Origin of the sequence: Mixta sp. BE291, assembly GCF_031457955.1 — a bacterium.
GTDB lineage: Bacteria > Pseudomonadota > Gammaproteobacteria > Enterobacterales > Enterobacteriaceae > Mixta.
This window is the reverse complement of sequence record NZ_JAVDXN010000011.1, coordinates 72,516-93,955: the sequence shown is the minus strand read 5'-3', so window position 1 is coordinate 93,955 and position 21,440 is coordinate 72,516. Positions and strand designations below refer to the sequence as shown.

Here is a 21,440-nt window from a genome sequence, read left to right as displayed (position 1 = left end):
GAGTTATGAAAGTGTCCGCCACAAAGGTCCATAACGACTTATTTATGAAAGTGACCGCCTTCACGTTCATGAGCAATGCATCATCCTACCGCTTTTGACTTCGATTGCAGCTCAACAGACTTATGAAAATGTATTGAAAACAGTTTGTTACGGAATGGTTATATCATGATTAGAACAGTTCATATTTATTCGACAGGTAGTTGTAACCAGCAAAAACGCGAAGGCTTTGCACAAGTACTGATAGAGCGGGAAAACATAAAAACGCCGATGACATTTCACTATCAGGACACGACCTCAAAACGCAGCTTAATGCAGGGGTTGATCGATGGTGTCCTGCAGCTTGATGAACCTTGCCACGTAGTCCTGGTTACTTCATCACGACTTGCTCTTGAAAAGGCTGCCGTAGGTGAAGGCCCAAATCGTGACCTTATCTACGAGCTGTATCGCGTTCTTGCAGCGAAAGGCTGCACGTATGGCTTCGATTTTCGCGAAGGGCAGGGAGTGAAGCTGAAAAAATACATTCAGGATATCTCGCGTTAACGTCATGCTTTTGGAATGCATCGGGACCAATGTACTCCTGCGACAGCACGGCTTCGGATGTGACTTTAGATCTCATCCTGTCCCGGCAATCAAAACATTGCCGCTCGTAAAGCCTTACAGCAGCTGAACGAGAAAGGATTTCCAGATTACCCGATCGAGAAAGAAGGGAAGAATTACGTTCTAAATGTCTTCAGACGCAATATAAGATATGAATTATCCGACATAGAGTGGTATTCACTGTAGCGGATTTTATCCCGCTACAGTGAATGTCTGGCTTAAATATGGCCATTTATTTATAGCGTTCCAGCACGATAATGATAATGGCCACTATCGGATGAATGAGCTTGAAGAAAAACAACGCTTTGTTAAGCATAGCTTGTCTCTTTTGGCTTTAGCGATACCCTTGCGCGACTGCCCTGACATTACCCATCGCGCCCGGTGAGACATTTTCCTACAGACGTCACACCAGATATTGCCAGGTTGGGGCTAAGAGATTACCGATCCCCACCGGTATCTCCCTGGATTTTCCTGGAACTACCCAAAAATTTTTTTCGTCTATTCAACAGGTTCAAATCTGCGTGTACCCATCCTCTTGATACCCGACCGGTCGCAAGTTATGCTTCGCAATACCTACAGACGTCACACCTGTTACAGGCTGATGTCATGGCAAGACCGGTTCCCCAAACCAGGCTTTGCCTAAAACCCGCTTCGGCGGGTTTTTTTATATTCTTTTTGAGGTTTTGAGAAACACAAATCCATCGCGAATACCGCATATAGTGGGTGTGTGCTTATAGGGAGACTAGATAATGAGCATTCTAGTAATTTCTCCCCGCTTAACAAGCCTTGATTTTCGCTAAGAATTCGTGATCTAAGGCTGGCTAATTTCCTAAGTCCACGTTTCATAAGGCGTCCTACACAAGTCAATCCTTTGAAAAAAAAACGTTAAAATTTGATCGAGTGCCTGGTTCTTGTTCAGCCTTAATTTTTAACCCATTTTGACAGTGTTTACCCTATGCGCGTAGCGCATGGAAAGGGACAAAGAAAGCTTTATGTCATGCTGTAGTTGAACGTCCCTGGAGGCGCGCCGCAGGCGCTTCAGGGCTGTAAATTGCACTGACCCAATCATCGCCCTGCAAAGCCTTACGCGCTTAACGCGATAAAATAGTTTATCTAATCCCTATAGCCCCGGTGAGCGGGCTTAACGGCGCATGGCGACGTTAAGTGCGTGATTTCCGGGGTCTTGGTCTCTGGTGGCGGTATAAGCCGCCAGAGAGCTAGAGGATTAGTTACATCATCCATTAAAGCCACTCCTGTTCCGCCCGAAGGGCGGGGCGGGCGCGGCTTTTTAATGGTTGGGTGTGCACAGGAGTTACCGATATCCCCGAACTTGGGGGTTGAATTAAATGTATATATTTTATGTTGTAACTAAAGTGAACGCCCGACGTTTACGTCGGGAGCTACTTTAATGATCTGAGCGGCGCGGATGCTTGTGGTCGCTGCAAGCGAAGGCATTTAGCTTATCCACGTAAAATGCCTGTATGAATACCTTATTTATTATTTTGATTATTTCTTTCTGATGTAAATCAGGACTGTCTTGCGCGTAGCCGTGATTGTGTATGCCGGTAAACTCAGGATATTAATTGCGGGTAACTGTGGGTAAAACAAACTGTGCCACATTTTTGACCCGGTTTGCGGTTTTGCAGGAACCAATACTGGTGCAAATACGGGCATTTGGGCACAGTACAAACGACTTTACCGCCAGTTAAGGCGGTAAAAATAGCAGGGCGGCATCAGTGAACGATATCAGGAATTTTTGTGAGCGCGGGCTCATAGTCGAGGCCCAGCTCCAGCTGTCGCAGACATTTCCAGACCAGGCGGTCAAAGTCTTCAGGCGGAAGATTTCGCCATACATGAGCCGGACGTGTACGCAGCAGCTTGGCCATTGCGTTACGCCTGTCATCAAGCGGCAACTTACTCAGGCGCTTGCGGCGCTTCTGCTTTGACGCTTTTTCACGGCGGCTTATCAACGTGGCCATGCGCATGTTTTCATACCAGCGCCGGCGCGCAGCGCGAACGGAAGCGTGTGTACCCGGTTCAATGATGCCGTCGGCTTCAGCAGCGAGGCGCTCATTGCGCTCCGCCAGAAATTTGTCCATATCGATGCCGCACAGCTGCCAGAACTGGTCAGTCAGTACGATGTGACGCGGCATGCAGTAACCCGTCACAGGATCCATCTCCAGATCCGGTCGTTCAATCAGGCCATAGCGTTCCCATTCCTCAAACAGGCGGGAAAGCCGGCTGGGCTCAACGCGCGTTTTCGGAATTACATTGCCATTTTCATCTTTTGGACTCAGCTCGTCAGCCAGCTTGCTGCCGTTGAAGGTGACTACAGATGTGGCCAGATCTGCTCGCTGAACACACAACGGCCACATGGCATCATATAATGCCTGTTTTTCCGGGCGAAAATCACGTTTACGTCCTGCGACGTCGCGAAGCTGAACAAAATAAGGATGGCGGGACATGCGCTGGCGCAGCGTCATTTTACCTGTGCGCTTGTCTTTTACTACAAGCCGGCTCATGGCATGGCCCATCTGCCCGGGCAGGCGTCGGTAGCTCTCTGGCGCAAACCACTCCGGATTAGCGCATTTGCACACTGTGGAATGATCGCCACGGTGGCGTTTGTCCAGTCGGGGAGCTTCAGTGAAGGTTACCTGCTTATACATGCCGCCCGGCGCTTATATTACGCAAGTGGAGTAAGCACAGAACGGATTGTCTTTTTCTGGCCATAAATCTATACTCCCTGCACAGGGCAATAATCCTGTGCAGAACTAGTTGAACCCCGTTAATCTTATCCGTCGCCAAACTGAAGAGATTTTCGGGGTTTTTTCTTTTCTGATTTGGTCCTACCGCCTCAGATCCCTGCCACATCATGGTGTGGCCAGCCATGAATTCTTAACTATCCGTAATCTATCACTCAAAAACGCTCAGGGCAATAAAGTAACCTGGTTACAGCAATCCTTTATTACGGGCTTGTGCCTCAATCAAAGTTTCTAGCACTTCAGCCTGCGTTGTTCCCTCTAACTCACAAAGCTTTATCAGCGCCTCTTTCAAGTCACTGCGAATAAAAAGGCTTAGTGCTTTATGAGTTTCGCGTTTTCTTGCCTTATAGGCACGAACGCGTTCCTTATCAGGAGTTGGCTGCTCTCTGTTACGGGTACGTTTCTTTTCGGGAGCTGATGTTACTGAATCACGGGGGCTCATGCTCGTATCCTGCTACAAAATAAGACTTTCCGCAGCATATCATAAGCCAAATCAGTAATAAGCCTTAATTGTGATGCCTCACAGCAGCTGGCGATTGGGCTGTTAGGCGTTACGGTCGGGTAAGACATTTTATCAGCCAGCATTCACTGCCCGAATCCCGGCGTGAAGGCCAAGGCTGTATATAGTGACTGCCAAGCTCCGGCATATCCCCGATGCCCAGTGCATTTTCACTATTGTGCCAGGGGGCAGCGCACCTACTTAAAGCCTTCGGTTTCAACCTTGTTGTTTCAGAGGACATTTTTCGCACAAGGCATACTTCTCAAACAAGCAGCCGTTAAGAGATGCTAACTTTTTTGGCCAAGAGTATAAAGAAATCTTACTTAAATCCGATATTTAGTTATTAAGTGTCAAGAGGAGCAAGAGGAATAGGCTCTCTCAAGGCTCCAGACCATAAACATCTATGAAAATATGGCTATACATGGATGTAAACAGAAGCATGTAATATTAACTATTGAAGAGGTAATTATGTCTAACTCTTATGAGGATTTCTTAGGCAGCTCCTATGATTATGATACACAAACTTTCGATGCTGATAAGGCAGCCCAAGAAGCCGAAGAGAGAAAAGAAAAGTTCAATATCATCTTGTTCGGGGCTACCGGGGTTGGGAAAAGCTCTTTAGTTAATGCCGTTTTTGGTGAGCAAATCGTCAAGGCTGGGGTCGGTAAACCAATTACCCAGCATTTACAAAAGATAAAAGTACCTAAAAAAGGATTAGTTTTATGGGATACTAAAGGAATAGAATCAAAAGATTATGAAGGAACCATAAGTCAGCTAAAAAAAGAAATTAAATCTAGCTTGGACAATTACTCTCATATTGATGACATCCCCCATCTGGGATGGATGTGTATTGATTCCTCAGGGGCTAGGATTGAACCTAGAGATATCGAGCTTATTAGTATATTAAAAGAACACAATATACCTATAGTAGTTGTATTCACAAAAACCCTTGGCGAAGAAACATCTGCATTTATTACTGAAGCCATCATTGAAATCGACACCCACCATGGAAATTATATCGGTGGTAAATATGTCCAGGTTAACTCAGCTGAAAGGAAAATATTAGGTTTCTCCGTTCCTGTTAGTGGCCTTGACGAGTTAGTAGATATAAGTTTTAAGGCTCTTCCAGAAGCTAAAAAAGGTGCAAAGCAAGCTTTAAAAAAGGCTCAAATGGTTAAAATGGGAGAAAGGCTTGAAGCTATGAAAAATGGTTCACGAAACATTGTCCATGGCGCTTCAGCAGCCGCCGGAGCTGTCGGTGCTTCCCCGATACCTGGTTCTGATGCTCCATTGATTGCAGCTGTTCAAAGCGGAATGATATATAAAATCAATTCTGAGTTTGAGCTTGATACTTCGACATCAACATCTATGTCTGTTGTTGCTGGAATACTAAGTATTACTGCAGTTGCTCAGGTTGGCAAAGCCGTTGTTTCTAACGCACTAAAATTCATACCCGGAGTAGGATCTGTTATTGGTGGAGCTATTTCTGCTGCAACGGCCATAGCCATTACACAAGCTGTGGGTCATGCGTACATCCAAGTTCTCGTCTCTTACTACAATAAAGAAACCGGCATTGTAGAACTACCCGAAAGCGCCACATCGATCTTAGCTGTATTTAAAGAACACTTCTCTTTTAAAAAGTAAGAAATGCGATAACAGTAAAATATTAGGGCCCCATTTTTTTAAATAGGGCTCTTTGTACTCCTCTGGCTATTTGGTATAGCTAGTTTTGCATCCAACCCCACGTACACATTTATAACTGTGCATATTGACCAGAACGAGCGCCGCGATAACTTCCGGCAAGGTAAAGCTGTGACTGGTAAGCAGGATACTAACCTGCGCATGCTAGATCATGCTGATTATCAGAGCTTCTGCGCTTTCTAGAGGTGAGAAGCCTACGATCACATTGGATGCAGCGTTTGTCTAGCTTGCGTCATCAGACTGCTGAGCAGCACTAACCGAAGGGTTACACTCATTGTGTACTCCAATGGTCGTGAGCGTGCGGGATTTTCAATCCAGGACGTGAGGGACCGGCCAACCGCAGGGCGGCAGGCCGTTTGTTTAATCCGGCTTGCCGGTAACCAGCACGTTTATCAGCCCTAAATCTGAATACGTGTAGCGCAGCAGCTGCAGACCGGTGAAGAACACTGCCGTGTTCAGAAAGGGCAGCAGCCACAGGCTCATGTTGTGCATGGCCATGCCGGCCAGCGGTGGCATGATAAGCGCGCTCACTCCCGTTGCCACAAACACAGCAGTCAGGTTTCGCCCGCGCACAAAGTGTCTTTTTTCACGCCTCACCAGTTGCGGATGCAGCAGAAGCGTTACGGGCATCATCCCGGGACGGATCTTCATTTCCCGGATGCGTGCCGTTTCGCCGTCCGTAAGGTTATGAGTCCCTGAGAAGTCCTGAATAAATGCCTCCACCACGCTCTGCACGGTTTCACTGCAGCGGGGCTCGCCGCCCCCCTTACTCCAGCGTCGAAGCAGCGCGCCTTCAGCCCTGAATTCAGGCAGCCAGGCCATCAGCATCAGCAGGGAAACGGCCACGGTGGCCGCAATCAGCAGTAATGTCATAAGGTCTACTCCAGCGTTTTTTGGGGTTTATGGCCAAACTCCGGCTCGGGTTCGCTGCGCTCATGGCGCATGACGTTTACTTCGTCGCTCATCATCGTGGCGCGGTCTTCCCGCTCCGGCGACAGATCATAGTCGCGGTAATCGAATGCCTCCTCTTCACGCAATTCCTCCAGTGCGGCCTCCAGCGCAGCCTCACGTTCGCTGTCCCTGTCATCCGGTGCGCTCCGCGCGTCATCGGGCGTGACGGGCTCCGGCTCTTTCTCCTCCTGCCCCAGTGCCGCTTTAATGGCTTTCTCCAGCGCTTCTGCCTCGCGACGGTCCAGTTCCTCACCACCCGACTCTGCAGCTGCCGGCGCACTCCTGTCATCGTGACGCTCACTGTGTTCAGCCGCGAGCACCACAGGGCTGTCCGGGTTATCTTTCATCAGCTGCAGCGCCTCAGCAATATCCGCGGCTTCCAGCACCTTCCCGTGCTTCTCCCCGCGCTGCAGCACGATGCGGCTGCCGTCCGCTGCCCCTTCATAATGGGCGGCAGAAAAATCCACTTCCCCGCTTGAGGGCGAAACGGGAACATGCCAGTTGCCCCGCTGTCTTCCGTGCTCGTTAATAACCGGCCAGAGCATCTCCGGCGTTTTACCCGCCATAAAGCGCGCGTCGGCCGTCAGATGCTGATCAACCCGGTCCGCCAGGCGCGTACCCGACACCGGCAGGCTTTTCTCCCATGCCTGCACCTCCCGTCCCGCACGCACGTCCTCCCCCCGCATCAGCACGTCGTGTACCGTCTGGCGCCGCCCGCTTTTGCTTTCAACCCGGTCGGCCCAGCCGGACAGATTGTCGAAGTAGGTCTGAACGTGCTCTTTTGCCCTGGAAAGCTGCACGTAGGTGCTGTCCAGGGCGGCCATCATTTTGCGCGCCCCCTCTTCCCCGAACAGGCCGATCAGGTATTTCACCGACGCGCCCTGCGAGCTGTAGGTGGTGACGGCGTAGCCGTAGTCCAGATGACGGTCGGCGTAACGTGCGGCAGGCTCAAATGACAGCTGGCGGTCGCCGGTATCAAGCGTGATTTTTCCGTCCGCCGTAATGCCTGAAACCACAGCCATATCGCTGGCACGCAGGTTGCGGTCGCGGTCGGTGGTCGTCAGGCGGATTTTTTCACCGAGGCTGATTTCCCTCGCCACCTCCTTAAATACCGCCACCTCTTCCTTACGCAGCTCGGCAGGCCTGACCCAGCGGTCAGCAGCTCCGTCAAGCCCTGCCATGCGCACCACGCCGCTTTCTGCGTCTGTTTCGCCGATCCGGTAATACTGCTCGCCCCGCTTAACCACCTTCCCGGCCTGTTCTTCCCAGAACGTCTGCCGCCCGAGGTCGGCATTACTGTTATTAATGCGCATCAGCAGCGGCAGCGTGACACCGTCACCCAGCGCGCCCTGCTCCCGCAGGCGCGCATGCACTGCATCATTTATGGCCTGACGATCGGCATTGAGCTCCGTCACGATAAGCGTGTTGTCGCGCGCCTCCGCCGTGCGCCCGCTGTAATCGTCCGCGATAAGGCCGATGAGGTTGGGGCCCGCTTTCTCATCCGGACCGGCCTCCTCTTTTTCTATTTTGCTGCCGTCCATCGTGCTGCTCTCCGGCACGTAGGCGCCAGGCTGACGCGGCACGCTCTGCGGACTGGTTTCAGCCGTTATCCGCACCGCCTCACGCACATTACCGGCAATAACGGCCTCCACGGCTGGTTTCAGCGCGGGGATCTGACGCACGATTTCCTTCATCACCGCGACATCGGCCGCACTGCGTTCAAGCGCCAGGGCAAATGGCGCACCGGACTCCAGCGACTTCAGCTGGTCCTGGTCACCGCTCAGTATGGCGCGGCCGCCGCCTTCGGCGATCACGTTCATCAGTGAGGCCATCAGAGCGTTGCCGTTCATCGAGGATTCGTCGATAACGAAGACGGTGTTGCTGAAGTCGCGCGCCTGACCGGCGGCCTGCCACTGGCTGCTTTCGCTGAGAAAGCTGGCGATGGTCTGCGAAGGAATGCCCGCACCGGAAAGTTCACTGACGGCGCGATGCGTGGGTGCCAGGCCGCGAATTTCCGGGCCGTCCTCAACGGCGTCCAGCGCCGCCGCCACGGTGCGGTACTGGGTGGTTTTTCCCACCCCGGCATAACCCTGGATGGCGGTGAAACGGTCGCGCGTGGTCAGAATAAGGTTGCCCGCCCCGCGTTGGCCCTCCGTCAGACCCGCCGCGTTCTCCTCACTCAGCCCCCCGGCCAGTAGCGGCTTCACGCTGTTTTTTCCTTCGGCGACGTGGCGCAGGATGGACACCTCGTTTTCAAAGTTTTCACGCGAGATGTATCTGCCTGCCGCGCCCTGCTCCGCACTGAGCTCAAAAATCTCGCCGCGCTGCACCAGGCGCGACAGCTCCTCCTCCGCGCGCTCAGGCGTGATGCTGCGGTCGGCGTTGATGGCTCCGGCCAGCGCCCGTACGCCCGTGAACGTGACGTCGGTGCCGGTGGCTTTCTCAATGGCAAGCCGCATCGCACGCTCCGGCTGCGACATCTTCCGCGACTCCAGCTCACGCAGCGCGTCCGTCAGGTCGCTCTCGCCGGCGAGAGATTTGATGCCCTGCGTCACACTCACCACCGGGCGGTTTTCTTCCAGCCGGCGGCCGATGGCGGCCTCGTCCAGCGGAGTGAAGGCGATGACATTTGAGCCGCTGCGGCGCAGCATATTCACGGTCGCGTCGTTCACCTCCTTGCCCGCCAGCACCGCCACCACGCTGCCCTCCGTGCGACGCGTGGAGCCAAAGGACTCGGCGTAGGCGTAGTCAGCATAGAGCGGCGCGTTGCGGTCCAGCTTCACGCGCTCGCCTTTTGCGTTTTCCATCAGGATGACGTCCTTAAACAGCCAGCGTCCCTCTTTCACGCCGGTGACGGTCAGCCGCTCGCCGCTGCCGGCGCGGCTGCCGAGTTCAGCCGTGGCGCGCAGCTGCTCGCCCTCACGCAGCTCCAGCTTTTTCTCCCGGAACAGGCGGTAATGGCTGTCGATGCTGCTGATACTTATTCCCTGCTTCTGGCCCTTTTCGTCCGAAACGGTCAGCAGGTTGTGACGCTCGCTGACGCCGGTAATGGTAAAAAACGACTTCTGTCCCTGCCCCTCGTGCTGCTCCAGCACCATGCCCGCGCGGTACACGCTGCGGTCGTTGCGGTTGGTGGCATCCAGCCACACCGGCACCCGTACCGTGGCCTCGCCCAGTACCCGACCAAGCTGTCCATCATCTGTCAGGATTTCCCGGGTGCGGGTCGTGAGCTGGTCGCGCGTGCGCGCGTTGCCAGCCTGCAGAGATACCGGACGCCCCAGCGCCTTTTCCTGTGCGTAGTAGCGTGCCGCCACGCTGAGCCGGTCTTCTACCGTGTCCTTCTGCACCATCGTCACGCGTACGTTTTCGGTTTTCGGGGTGGCGGTGAACTGCTTCACGCCCGCGCTACTCAGCACCTCAGAGGCAAAGCCCGCCGTTCGCCTGGCGTGCGTGTCGGTCACAAGCGTGGTGCCCTCCTGCTGTGCGGCCGTTTTCAGCACGTCGTGCAGCCCGGAGGTATTAAACCGCTCGGCCTCGGCAACCAGTACCAGCGGACGTGCCGGCAGCTCAGCGGTTTTCATCTCCTCCGCCGTCATCAGCGACACGCCGGGTTTATCCCCGAAGATGGCTTGCTGGCGCTTTCGCGCAGCTCCGTAGGCCGCCACCACTATTAACGGACGTTTGTTTTCACCGGCCATCGCCATGATGCTGCGGTTCAGGTCGCTGACGAACTGGGTGCCGCCGCGCACATCGATGAGCGACACGGCACGATCAGCGTCGGCCACCTGTGCCAGCACGCCCTTTTCACCCGCCGGCGCCAGAAGCCCGCCGCGTTTCTCCGCGAGACCTGCGGCCAGCTGCGCCAGGCGTGCTTCGTCGCGGACGTGGGCAGCGGTGGTGAACAGCGTCTGGTTCTTGTCCACGGCGATCAGCTGACCGCGGCCGATGGCATTATCAATGGCACTGCGGGCCTGACCGTACACGCCGGGCTCAACCGGGACATGATTCAGCACGCTGGTCATCACGTCGTCGTAGGTCACGCGCACGCTTTTTGAGGACAGGCGATCAATCGCCTCACGCACCGCACCGTCCAGCGAGGAAGGCATGGCTACCTTTTTTTCGTCCCCGGCGCTTTTTGCCTCCAGCGTCTGGCGGCGCTCAGCCACTTCCTGCCTGAACGTCTCCGCGTCAAAACCGGTACCTTTCAGCACTGACAGCCAGTGTTCGCGCAGCGTTTCGGGATCTTCAAAATGTTTGGCCTGCCTGGAGTCGAGTGCCGCCATGCTCTTTTGCTTCGCCGTGGCGTTCTCGCCAACCAGATCGACTATCTCCTGGCGGCGCGAGGAAAACGGCTTTACCGGCACGCCGGTGATGTCCCATTCGCCGCGCGGGCCGGTGTCCTCCGTCTGATAGCCCTCCGGCTCAATAATAGAACGGAAATGGCCGCGATAGAGCGCGCCGATGCTGACCTGCTCGTTCCACACCACGTCGGTAAAGCCCTGTTTGCCGTTGATATCCGTGGAGACAGTTTTCCAGCCGTTTTCCGAGAGCGTGGCGTTGGCGATGACCGCGTGCGTGTGCATCGCCGGGTCCAGATTGCGGCTGGTATCGTGCATGAAGGTGGCAATTACCAGATTGCCGGTTTTCTCCATTTCCGTGATGCCGTCGGTCATGGTGCGCGTGGTGGCCAGCTTTTCCACCTCGTCCAGCGTGCGCCGCACCGCCTCTTTATGGGCATCCACCAGAAAGGTATCGCCGGTCACCAGCGCCAGTACCGACGCGCTTTTGGGTGCCGAGAACGTCAGGTCATAGCCCGGGCGGTGTCTGTTAACTCCGCCCTCCATGCGGCGCATATCGGTGCCGTCCGGCAGCTGGCCTTCCAGCACCGCCACAAAGGTATCGCGGTTTACCGGGCCTTCCAGACCCAGATTTTCCGCGCCGGTGCCGTACCACTCCGTGGACTGCTCGCCGAGAAAGTAATAGTTATCTTCACTGGTATAGTAGGCGCCAGCCTTGCCGGCGTTTTTGACTGAAGAGACTGACAGCATGATTCACCTCAGTTGCGGTCCAGACCAAAATCCGCGTGTTTATGTTTAACCACATCCATAACCTGCAGCGGCCGCTCAGTTTCATGCTCTGATACCGGTGCTGGCGCAGGGCTGTCGGCTGCAGGAGTACGTGTGGAATCAGCTGCAGGAGGCGGCAACGTTGTAACACGGCCGCCCTTCTCGTCCGGCGCTGACTGCGCTGAGGTCGTTTCGGCGGGGGGTGTCGCGCTTTCAGCTGGCGCTGCTGCGGCCTGAGCGCTGCCGGCTCCCTGGTCTTCTGCAGCGGTTGCCGCTGCTGTCGCGTCGCCAAACAGCCTGCCCACAATCTGGCCCGCCTGGTTGTCGCTGGTTTCACCCGCCAGCGTCGCCTCGATGTCCGGGTCAAACACGTCTTCCACATCGCGGGGAATGCGCCCCTCAGCAATTTCGCGGTAGGCTCTCCAGGAGAGCTTCATGCGCACCACCGGCCACTCGCCCGGCAGGGTGATGTAGCACTCAAGGTCATTAAGGCTCTGCACGTCGGAATAGCTGACCAGGAACTCGTTAATCTCGTCTTTGGAGAACTGCACGCCGTCGCGAATGATGTCGATACCGTAGCTGTACTGATCCTTGAACTTCTTATGGCGCTGCTCGCCAATCTCCTTCTGTACCCAGTCCGCAATCGAGCCGCTGGGCGCACGGTAAAAGACGCGGGTGTTCAGCAGGTCCCAGATCGATTTGGCCGCGTTGGTACCGTACGTCTCTTCCAGCTGCGGGAAGTTCTGCAGGCCGGCGACGGTACAGCCGCCGAACTTACGGCCCTCCGCGCAGAACTCCGGCAGAATGGGCAGTTTGTGCAGGGACGGCAGCTCGTCCAGGAAGATCCAGATGCGGCGATTGCGGTCGGCCTTCAGGCCGAGAATGCCGGACATGGTCATGTAGAGCCACGCGCTCAGCAGAGGCTTCAGCGCATTGTGGTTCTGGCCGTCGCTGGAGATAAAAATCCACGGATTGTCGCCGCTTGCGTCTTCGGTGTGCAGCCAGTCGCGGATGTTAAACGGACGGCGTCCGCCCTGATCGAGCCCCTGCAGGTAGCGCAGCGAGCGAACGTAGGTGGTGAGAATGGTACGAATGGTCATCGCGGTTTTCTCGATGCTACCGTCCACCAGGTTCGCCGCGTCTGTGCCTTCCAGGAACTGGCGCAGGTCCGCCAGGCTGATGGACATCAGCTTTTTCAGCAGCTCACCGATGCTGCGGTTCTTTTCGCGCGCCATACGCCGGGCGGTGGCCACAAATAGCGAACGGGCCGACAGCACCCAGAACGGATCGCTGCTGCCGCTGCTGTCGGGCAACAGCGAGGTGGCGAAGTTTTCAAAGTCGCCCACCGTCCGACACTCTTCCCAGAGGTCCCACGGTGCGCAGCGCGCATCGAACGGGTTGAGAATGAGATCTTTATCCTGACGGTAAAACGTCGGGATAAAGTTATTGCCTTTGTCGTACACGATGACGCGATCGCCGCGCTCGCGAAGCTGGCGCAGAAGGTCATTCAGCGCGGTACTCTTGCCCGACCCGACGGTACCGTGCAGGCCAAAATTCTGCATCTCGGAGTCTTTCAGGATATGCAGGCCGCAGATGCTGAGCGGGGACATCACGCCGGCCTTTCTGAGCAGACGGTTCACGACAGCAGGACTTGTCGCGAGAATACGGCCGCCGGTAAGCTCGCTCTCGCGCTGTTTGGCGCCTTTGTTGCCCAGAAGCCAGGTGATAGCCATAATGGCGGCGACGAAGGAGAACGCTGCAATACCCCACCCATAAAACGCCGTGTCCTTGACGTGCTGGCCCATGAGTACAAAATACGGATCGTTCATCACCTGCAGCGCCGTGTGTTTAAACGCCACCACCTCGCCGTTTGGCCGCTCAAAGTGAAAAGTCCAGCCGGACTGAGAGGGCCTGCCGGAGAGCTTTGACAGTGGCATGATGAACCACTTAATCAGCCAGTAGGCGCTGCCGTGAATGAACTCCTGCAGCGTGAGCCGCAGGAGCATCCAGGAAAAAAATATCAGCACAGAAAAGAGTACAACCCAGTAGGTGGCGATATTCATGATCTGCACAAACATGCCGATCATGTATTTCATCACTTGGCCGCCCTGGGTGAAGTCGCGGGCGTTGAGGCTCATTGAAAATCCTTTATGTGGAAACAGTGGTAAACGTGCAGAGCTGCGGACAGGCGTAGGCCAGGCCGGTAGCTGCGCAAGGTTTAATTACGGTGTGAACGTGCCCGGCTGGGCTGACGTGATATTCCGCCTCCTCCGCCAGACGCATGGCGCGTCAGGCTGTGCGGCGGGCGGTCTCAGCGATCTGAAACCTGAAACAGCGGCTGGTTAATCTGGTACTCAACAAACTGCTTTTCGGCACCGGACAGGGCGCGAAAATGCGCGGAGAAACGACGGATACAGTTCATCAGGTTAGTGGTATTGGTAAAAAACACCGGGCATACCGCGCGAACTTCCTGCAGCACGGGCTGAATGATCGACGTAAACGCATCAAGCTCTCCAATTTCTTTCATGTCGCTTTCGATAAGCTCTTCATGCTCTGTAACCGGACATACCGTCACGCCCGGATAGGCGTAAAGCACACGCAGGGTGTCAGCGTAGTCGCGGACTTTGCAGTCAAAGGCGTCTTCCAGTGCCGGCAGACGGCTGTTGCTGCGGGAGGGTGAAAGCAGGCGTTCAGGCTCCACCGTCGCGGCAGTATAGAATTCCGTCTGCTGGCGGATAATCCCGGCCGGGTCGGCGCGACGCCAGATAGCCGGTTCACGCACGGACGGCCTGTCGCCGGCATTCACGGTCAGGCGGGGCTGACAGGATGCCGGTATCCAGTTTTTTGTGAGGTCGGGAGCCTTATCCCGGAACGGTGTATTCCAGACGCCACTCCAGAGGTGAATGACGTCCGTTGCCGCATCGTCTGCACCCACGATGTGCATATGCACTCGGTGCAAAGACACATTGCCCTGCACTAGCCAGCGGGTATTCACAGTAATGTCCGTTACGTAAGTGTCCGTATTCAGCAGAATGCCGTGAATAGCCTTACGGCCTTTTTTTCGGCAGACATAATGCAGGCGCTTATTCGGCGACGGGAACCGAACGGTAATATCTCTTTCAGCCTGCAGATGCAAACCCAGCTCAGGAATTTCGACATCAATTAAATCAACAGAGATATTTGAGTAATTAAGAAAAAAAGAGGGGGTCAGATGAATTAGCATTATCACCTCAAATCTTTAATTAAAGAAACATTGCCCGCCATTTTATGACGGGCCTAACGTGAAGATGGGTAATTATCGATTTAAATTATCTTTTGCGGCGCTTAAAACACCAAATAAACCAGCCAACTGAAAGCGGGATGTATCAAAATTAAAAGCGAGTGCAATAATCACTGTGGATAACAGGGATATACCTGCTAATGCTATGATATTTAGTATTGAAAAGACAGAAACCAACCCAGCCACAACTATGGCAGCAACCCAAACCAGATAGTAAACCTTTACTTTTTTGGTATAGATTCTCACTATCTCATACCTTTGTTCGGCGTCTTTAGGAAGCATGGAAAAAATCCGCCCATACCCACTCATAAACAAAGTAATAAACACCCAAAAAAATATTGATATTACCCCAACACCCTGCCAAACCGTTTTAATGTAAACATCGGTGTATATACACGCAATGTAAAAGCAGAAATATATCAACGCAGGTAATAGCCCACCCTTAACGCTTTGAAAAACACCTGGAACTACCGAATCTGACTTGGCAAGCTCTTCCGAGATTTGCCTCACCTCAAGTTTAATTTGATTATATGTGATGCTCATATTCAAACCTCAATTTTAAGTTATCGACCATTGGTTACGGCTTTTTCTTTTGCTCATCAAGGAATTCTTTTGTCTTCTCATTTTTACTGAGCATATCATTAGCTTCTTTTGGGAGCCAATTCCCTTGAGCTTTATCAGCTGCAGTCTTTTCATGCTGATAATTTTGACCTGCTCGGCTAAATTCATCTTGTCTTTCATTTACTCCTGCCTGAGATTTAGCTTCACCTGACTTCAGTTCCGTCTGTGCTTGGCTCGCTCTTTTATTCACGGCTGCACTTTGGGCCTCAACTTCTCCGCTCACATCTGTACGAATGTTATTCTTGGCCACACCCGCGTCAATGCTCTGGTTTGCGCTGTTATATCCGCTACCAAACTGCGTACCTGCTGTATTCGCCGGTGCGCCCATACCTTCTCCCGTACTTCCTGAGTTGCGCGCATAATCACCATCAATACGCCCCTGAAGCTTCTCGGCGAAGAATTCCTGAACCAGACCGTCACGCTGTTTCTGAACGTTTTCATCTGACGTGTTGGTAAGGATGGTTTCGGCATTGCCCGGCGAACGCTGCATTGCCCACTGCACAAACTGCTGCGTGTAGTTGTCGCGCGCGCCTGCGCTGAGCGTTTCGGTCTCAGAGGCCATCTTCTGCAGCTCATGCGTATGTGACTGGCTGGCAGTGTACTGCGCGTATTTGCTGTCAGAGGTGGTGATGCCCGAGGAAATTTGGTTCATCAGGCCGGACGCATTGTTATCAACATGCTGTCCATTGTAAGTCGTGCTGTAGTTACGCAGCACGTCCATACCCTGACTGAAGTCCTGCGATTCGCGTGTAGAAATGGTCTGGGAGTTGTCGTTTCCTTTTTGTCCTCCCTGAGTAGTCTGTGATGTTGAACCTGTTCGCCCCGTTGTCTCAACCCCAGCATGCACATCTGCTTTACCTGATAAACCAGTTACGAGTTCAGCCCCCTTTCCAAACAGATGCTTGCTGCTATCAACACCAGCCTGTACGCGCGCGCCACCATTAACAGCTAGATCGCGCGATTTGTTTTCAAGCTCAGAGTACGCCTCATTAAGGGAGATATGGTTACGGGTCGCATAGTCCTGCGCCACATTCTGCATTTTGTTCACACGCTCGGCATCGGTCACGCTTAAGCCGGTTGAAGCTGAGAGCGTTTTCGAGTCGCTGTTGCCGAACTGCTCATGGAACTGTTTGAGCTGCGAGCCGGTTTCCTGCACCGAGTGGTTGTAACCCTGCGCCGCCATTTCGGTCTGTGCCATGCTGTCACGCACTGAGCGTTGCGCTGCGCTTGCCAGGTTGCGGTCAAGGTGCAGATCGACCGGCAGCCGGCTGGTTGCACCTGATGCGTCATACACCGTCTGCCCCTCCTGCGTCATGGTGCGCATCGCCCCGTTACCCAGCTGCATCGTGGTATTGCCCTCGCGGTACACACGGTTCAGGTCTGTTTTGTGCCCGTTAATGTTATCGAGCTGCACGTTACCCACGCTCATGTTGCCGGACGCCACCGCGCCGGAATCGGCAGCAGAGGCGCTGCTGAGCGCGCTGCCCAGACTGGAGCTGAGGCTGGCAAAACCCTGACCCAGCCCGGTAAACAGACGGAATGCTAGGAATGGGATAGAGAGCATCAGCCAGCCAGCTATACCTGCCGTGGTGGTGCTGGTTTCCATCAGGCGGTTCATGTTGGACAGCGTCGGTCCCGTGGCGTGGAAACTGTTCTGCGTGCTGTAGTTCACGGCAAAGTTAAAGATGGCGAACATCACCGGCCAGAGCATCAGGCTCCCTATAAAATTCAGGTAGTTCTTGATAACCGACCAGGCAATTTCCCGCACGTACAGCGCCAGCACCATCACCGGGAAGATGCAGATGCAGAACAGCAGCAGTACCGTATGCAGCTGCGGCAGCACCTCCGTTGCGATGGTGTAGCTCACCGCATGCGACAGCCTGAGCTTCATCAGCGACTGCTCGGAGGCAATGTCCACCATCGAAGCGGTGTCGTTCATGCCCTTCACGTAGCTGTTCAGCCCGCGACGCAGGCCCGCGACGGCGATGTTCTGCATCATGATGGTCTGCGCAGACTTACTGCTGTCAAAAAAGTAGTCGTAAGAACCCGCCAGCTGCTCGGCATAGACCGTCTGCGGCGCCCGGTTACCCGGCAGCATTCTGGCTGCATGATCCATAAAGGTCGCGCCGGTGTTGTTTCCCTGTGCCGTCAGGAGGGTTTTCAGTCGCGGTGCTGCCTCGCGGCACACCATGAACGTGGTGCCGGTACCATCACGCCAGTAGACGCCGCGCAGCGGGCTCGGGTTTTCAAATATCAGCGACGCGACGTCCTCTGACTCCATGACGTCCTGCATGCTGTATTTTTGGTTCAGCATGATGTCCGGCACAACGCAATTTTTAGAAAACTCCCCCATATTGTAGGTGAGTACCGGGTCACGGCTCTGAACAGTAAAGCTGTCCTGCATCAGCTTGCTGGCGAACAGCATGCCGGTTTTTGTATAAGACCGCTCATCCGGGAAGTGAAAAATATCTTCATAGCCTGTCGTGAGCGTATAGCCCGCGCCGGTAACAAGATACAGCGGCATCGCCAGGCCTACCGGCACGTTATCCACCCGCCCTATAGTATCCGGAGCGGTCAGATCGTTGACCACCACGGTGACCTTTGGCGTCAGCAACAGCGCGGTGACCAGCACGAACGTCATCCCCCACCCGAACATGGCGGACATGTTATGCGTGCGCAGATAGGTCATTACGCAAAAAGCGATGCCCAGCATCTCCGCCACCCAAATTGTGCTGTGCCAGCCGCCGTTTTCCATCATGGTCGCCACGGCGTTAAGGCCCATTGTGATCATGCCACCGGAACTCACCACCCAGATATCAAGTGCCATCAGTTACTCCCGAATTGATAGTTCGACAGAACGCTGTCGGAAACGGAGGAAGAGAGCTGCTGGCGCGTCTCAGACAGGCTGCGGTCGTATTCAGCCAGTCCGTTCTGCTGCACCTGAATGCGCGCGACGCGCTGGCTCAGCTCGTTGCGCACCTGACGCAGGTTCTCGCGAAAATGCTTGTTCTCTTCTTCGGTACCGAGCGTGCCGGCGGCGGCGCTCGCGGCCACGTCAATCAGGCCATTGATGTAGGACATCACCATGTCGGCCGCGATGTACTCTGCCAGGCTGCTGACCACGCTCTGATCCATGCCCACGGAGGCAGAATCGATGGTGTAGCGTAGGATGCGCACCCGCGTGCTGCTGATGAGCGCTTTCTCGCTTTCGGTCAGTGCCGTGTCGCTGCGCGCTTTGTCAAAAATGTCATTGAGCATGTCACGTACCCGGCCGGTCATGCCCTCGTCTTCGCTCAGGGTAAGATTCGCAATGGTGGGTGACAGACAGGTGGTGTTGTCGTTGCAGCGGTAGATTTTCTCGGTGCCGCCGTTCAGGAGCGTGTTGAACATTGACTCACTGCCGCCGCGCGGCTGCAGGAACGTCGGGTTACCGTTCGCGTCATAAATCACCGTGCCGACCATCGACATAATGAATTCCTTGAGCGCACGATCGTTGCTGAAAAACTGGTTGAGCTTCGTGAACGTTTCCCATGTCAGGTTGCGGTTGCGCGGGATACGCTTCTTCTCTTCGTCAGTCGCCTTGCCGAACACGCTGTTGTTTTCGCCACCGACACCGCAGCCCTGACGGGACGCCGCCCAGTCGGAAAACACGTCGTGTTTGGTACCGAGGTCCTGGCAAATCTGCGCGCTGGCCGCCTGGGTTTTTGGCCACAGTCCGCCGACGATGGATTGTGCGGCCTGACAGGTAGAAATGTTCATGTTGTTGGTGTCCGCCGCAAGCTTCTGCAGGTAATCCTTTACCGACTTGCACTGCGGGCAAATGGTTTCCAGTCCGAGATCAAAGGCGTAGCCGGCGGCGTTGCTCAGTATTTGCTTGCCCATGATTTTTATCTGGTCGCCATTGATAAAACTGAACGAGCCGAGATAGGCGTCAATGCCGCCGCAGCCTGATTTAATGTCCGGGAGCGTTACCGAGATCAGCTGGATATTGCGCACCGGCGTGCGGATAAACAGGTTGCCGCCGGTAAGGTAGCCTGCGGACTGGCCCTGCCACGCGGCCGCCTGCGTGTAGTTGCCACCGCCGCCGCCCATCTCGTTAAAGAACTTATTGATGTCTTTCTGCACGTCCGCGTTCGCCGTAGCAGAAAACAGCAGGCCGAGGCTGAGAGCAACAGAAAAGATGCGGCGCATTGAGTCGTTCCTCATAAAGTCGATTCTGAAATCAGTCATGGCGGATGAACTCCATCACGATAGATGAGTGCGGGTCCTGTATCAGCTTTGGAACCAGCCCGGCACGTCTGACCAGCGTGGTAATCAGAAGGAATACGTCTGCGGTGTCCGGGAGGCTAATTTCCTTATGAGAAAGTCGCAGGTCATCGTCGCTAACAGGTGGAACGCTAAGCTCGCCCTGACAGATGGTCAGACAAAAAGGTGTGGTATTCTCCCGATGAACCAGCAGTTCGGTGACGGAACAACCGGCGCGGTAGCAGGCAACCTCAATACCCGTAAGGCCGGAAAAAATGCACATCAGTTTACTGACGATGGCGTCACTGCTGATGTCGTGCATCACCCTGAAGGTGGCCGAAATGTTGAATAAAACCGGTCTGTCTTTCATCACAGCACCCCCAGACGCACGGCCAGCGCAAAGGACTCATCCAGCCGCTGCTTCAGCGCCTCCTCACTCATTTCCCCCTGTGACAGCGGGATGGTCACCAGCGACTGCGTGTTAATAATGAAGTCTGTGGGAGTTGCCTGCGGCAGCTCCGCGAAGAAGTCCTTCAGAATGTTGTCGTTTACCGGCATAACGTTCGGGAACACCGCGTCGCCCTTGCCGTCAAAGCTGTAGACGAACACACCGATGCCGGTCTGCTCAGAGACCGACTTCAGGGTCGGGTTGAAACGGTGACAGTGCGAGCAGTCTGAGCGGACGAAGTGCACGATCTGCCAGTGGCCCACGTCCACACGACGACCGTCGCTCAGGTGATACCACACCGGCTTCGTGGGTGCCTGCTGCCGCGCGCCCTGTGCCTCAGCTACAGGCCCCTCTCTTTGTGGCTGGCTTTCCGCCGGCGCGTCCGCGCCCTCTTTCGCCTGCTCCAGGCGGGCAATGTCGTCAATCGTGCTGGCCGTCGCCAGTACCGGCGTGAGCATCAGCAGTACGGCAAAGAGTTTCGATATCATGGTTCAGTCCTCGGGCTGGAAGTCGGTAACGATGTTGAGCATCCGGCGCGCCAGGTCATCCTGGGTGATAAAACCGTACGCCAGCGGATGGTATTTCTTCGTGCGCGGTTCAACCAGGTAGATGGCCGGGAAGTGTTCGATTTTCATCTTCTCCGCCTGCCCGTTGTTCTGCCGGGTGTCCGGCAGGTCGGGGCTCGCACGTCCGTCAACGGTCACCGGGATAACGGTCAGGCCGTACTGCTCGCTGAACTCTTTCACCACCCCGCCGAGCCGGTTATCCAGCGGCTCGTTGCCGCGATAGAAGAAAAACACGCCGTAGCGCTGGTTCACGTAGCGGATGGCCGCCTGCTGCTTCTGACGACGCTCGGTGTACTGGATATTGGCAGTGCCGTTGTAGAACGGGTGCTTCAGGCTGTAGTCGAGTTCGGGGTTATCCAGCAGCACCTTTTCCCAGCGCGAGGCGAACAGGCTGGCCTGATTCACCATCCAGTCCTGCACGATTTTGTAGCGCCGGATGTTCTCGGTGGAGGGGTGCAGCATCGCCTCATTCATCAGGTTGTCGCGAAACGCCTGCAGGCGTTTCATCTTCTGCGTGGGCGTCTCCTGCGGCGGCGCGGGGGGCGGCGCAGGCGGCTGCTCGTCCTCATCCTTTTTTACCGGCTCGTTGTACCAGTACCAGCCGACGGCCGGGTCGTAGTGGTAGCCGTCGGGCTTTTTTTCCTCTGCTGCGTGCAGCGGAAGTACCGCAAGCAGCAGCGTCAGGCCGATAAGTTTTCTCACGC

14 protein-coding genes are annotated in these 21,440 nt (G+C 55.0%); 2 read left to right on the top strand and 12 right to left on the bottom strand.

Annotation, left to right across the window (positions count from 1 at the left end; all coding sequences use genetic code 11):
• Positions 1-165 precede the first annotated feature (165 nt).
• Positions 166-540, top strand: coding sequence for a hypothetical protein (locus J2X14_RS19230; protein ID WP_352412758.1), 375 nt, complete (start codon positions 166-168; stop codon positions 538-540).
• A gap of 1,790 nt (positions 541-2,330) precedes the next feature.
• Here J2X14_RS19230 and repA read toward each other — a convergent pair.
• Both repA and J2X14_RS19220 read right to left on the bottom strand, forming a co-directional pair.
• On the bottom strand, positions 2,331-3,263 hold the full coding sequence (repA, locus tag J2X14_RS19225) for a plasmid replication initiator RepA (protein WP_352412757.1): 933 nt from the start codon (positions 3,261-3,263) through the stop codon (positions 2,331-2,333).
• Positions 3,264-3,546: 283 nt separating this feature from the next.
• The gene (locus tag J2X14_RS19220; protein WP_352412756.1) at positions 3,547-3,801 is read right to left on the bottom strand and encodes a RepB family protein; all 255 of its coding nucleotides are present in this window, start codon (positions 3,799-3,801) and stop codon (positions 3,547-3,549) included.
• A 525-nt stretch (positions 3,802-4,326) separates the two neighbouring features.
• On the opposite strand from J2X14_RS19220, the gene J2X14_RS19215 reads away from it, so the two are divergent.
• A complete protein-coding gene (locus J2X14_RS19215; protein WP_352412755.1) occupies positions 4,327-5,502 on the top strand; it encodes a GTPase in 1,176 nt (391 codons plus the stop codon).
• 417 nt (positions 5,503-5,919) lie between these two features.
• Here the strand turns inward: J2X14_RS19215 and J2X14_RS19210 are convergent, their stop codons facing one another.
• The 10 genes from J2X14_RS19210 to traF form a co-directional block, all read right to left on the bottom strand.
• A complete protein-coding gene (locus J2X14_RS19210) occupies positions 5,920-6,432 on the bottom strand; it encodes a hypothetical protein (RefSeq protein WP_352412754.1) in 513 nt (170 codons plus the stop codon).
• Positions 6,433-6,437: 5 nt separating this feature from the next.
• Positions 6,438-11,558, bottom strand: coding sequence for a MobF family relaxase (mobF, locus tag J2X14_RS19205; protein WP_352412753.1), 5,121 nt, complete (start codon positions 11,556-11,558; stop codon positions 6,438-6,440).
• 8 nt (positions 11,559-11,566) lie between these two features.
• Positions 11,567-13,714 carry a type IV conjugative transfer system coupling protein TraD gene (traD, locus tag J2X14_RS19200; protein ID WP_352412752.1) on the bottom strand — a complete coding sequence of 716 codons (2,148 nt, stop codon included), beginning with the start codon at positions 13,712-13,714 and terminating at the stop codon, positions 11,567-11,569.
• Between the two features lie 173 nt (positions 13,715-13,887).
• Complete coding sequence (locus J2X14_RS19195; protein WP_352412751.1) at positions 13,888-14,799, bottom strand: DUF6012 family protein; 912 nt, start codon at positions 14,797-14,799, stop codon at positions 13,888-13,890.
• Between the two features lie 72 nt (positions 14,800-14,871).
• The gene (locus J2X14_RS19190; RefSeq protein ID WP_352412750.1) at positions 14,872-15,399 is read right to left on the bottom strand and encodes a hypothetical protein; all 528 of its coding nucleotides are present in this window, start codon (positions 15,397-15,399) and stop codon (positions 14,872-14,874) included.
• A 34-nt stretch (positions 15,400-15,433) separates the two neighbouring features.
• Entirely contained in the window at positions 15,434-18,304 is a 2,871-nt protein-coding gene (gene traG / locus J2X14_RS19185) for a conjugal transfer mating-pair stabilization protein TraG (protein WP_352412749.1), read from the bottom strand.
• Positions 18,304-19,668: a conjugal transfer protein TraH gene (locus J2X14_RS19180; protein WP_352412748.1), complete on the bottom strand. Its 1,365-nt coding sequence runs from the start codon at positions 19,666-19,668 to the stop codon at positions 18,304-18,306. The genes traG and J2X14_RS19180 overlap by 1 nt, the downstream gene beginning before the upstream one ends.
• 31 nt (positions 19,669-19,699) lie before the next feature.
• Positions 19,700-20,092 carry a hypothetical protein gene (locus J2X14_RS19175; RefSeq protein ID WP_352412747.1) on the bottom strand — a complete coding sequence of 131 codons (393 nt, stop codon included), beginning with the start codon at positions 20,090-20,092 and terminating at the stop codon, positions 19,700-19,702.
• Positions 20,092-20,658, bottom strand: a complete 567-nt coding sequence (gene trbB, locus J2X14_RS19170; RefSeq protein ID WP_352412746.1) for a type-F conjugative transfer system pilin assembly thiol-disulfide isomerase TrbB — start codon at positions 20,656-20,658, stop codon at positions 20,092-20,094. Before trbB ends, J2X14_RS19175 begins: the two co-directional genes overlap by 1 nt.
• Before the next feature lie 3 nt (positions 20,659-20,661).
• Complete coding sequence (gene traF, locus J2X14_RS19165; protein ID WP_352412745.1) at positions 20,662-21,438, bottom strand: type-F conjugative transfer system pilin assembly protein TraF; 777 nt, start codon at positions 21,436-21,438, stop codon at positions 20,662-20,664.
• Positions 21,439-21,440: the final 2 nt, after the last annotated feature.

Excerpts from the sequence above, each read along its gene's own strand:
- J2X14_RS19230 (WP_352412758.1), top strand. The coding sequence starts at position 166 with ATGATTAGAACAGTTCATATTTATTCGACAGGTAGTTGTAACCAGCAA.
- repA (WP_352412757.1), bottom strand. The coding sequence starts at position 3,263 with ATGTATAAGCAGGTAACCTTCACTGAAGCTCCCCGACTGGACAAACGC.
- J2X14_RS19220 (WP_352412756.1), bottom strand. The coding sequence starts at position 3,801 with ATGAGCCCCCGTGATTCAGTAACATCAGCTCCCGAAAAGAAACGTACC.
- J2X14_RS19215 (WP_352412755.1), top strand. The coding sequence starts at position 4,327 with ATGTCTAACTCTTATGAGGATTTCTTAGGCAGCTCCTATGATTATGAT.
- J2X14_RS19210 (WP_352412754.1), bottom strand. The coding sequence starts at position 6,432 with ATGACATTACTGCTGATTGCGGCCACCGTGGCCGTTTCCCTGCTGATG.
- mobF (WP_352412753.1), bottom strand. The coding sequence starts at position 11,558 with ATGCTGTCAGTCTCTTCAGTCAAAAACGCCGGCAAGGCTGGCGCCTAC.
- traD (WP_352412752.1), bottom strand. The coding sequence starts at position 13,714 with ATGAGCCTCAACGCCCGCGACTTCACCCAGGGCGGCCAAGTGATGAAA.
- J2X14_RS19195 (WP_352412751.1), bottom strand. The coding sequence starts at position 14,799 with ATGCTAATTCATCTGACCCCCTCTTTTTTTCTTAATTACTCAAATATC.
- J2X14_RS19190 (WP_352412750.1), bottom strand. The coding sequence starts at position 15,399 with ATGAGCATCACATATAATCAAATTAAACTTGAGGTGAGGCAAATCTCG.
- traG (WP_352412749.1), bottom strand. The coding sequence starts at position 18,304 with ATGGCACTTGATATCTGGGTGGTGAGTTCCGGTGGCATGATCACAATG.
- J2X14_RS19180 (WP_352412748.1), bottom strand. The coding sequence starts at position 19,668 with ATGCGCCGCATCTTTTCTGTTGCTCTCAGCCTCGGCCTGCTGTTTTCT.
- J2X14_RS19175 (WP_352412747.1), bottom strand. The coding sequence starts at position 20,092 with ATGAAAGACAGACCGGTTTTATTCAACATTTCGGCCACCTTCAGGGTG.
- trbB (WP_352412746.1), bottom strand. The coding sequence starts at position 20,658 with ATGATATCGAAACTCTTTGCCGTACTGCTGATGCTCACGCCGGTACTG.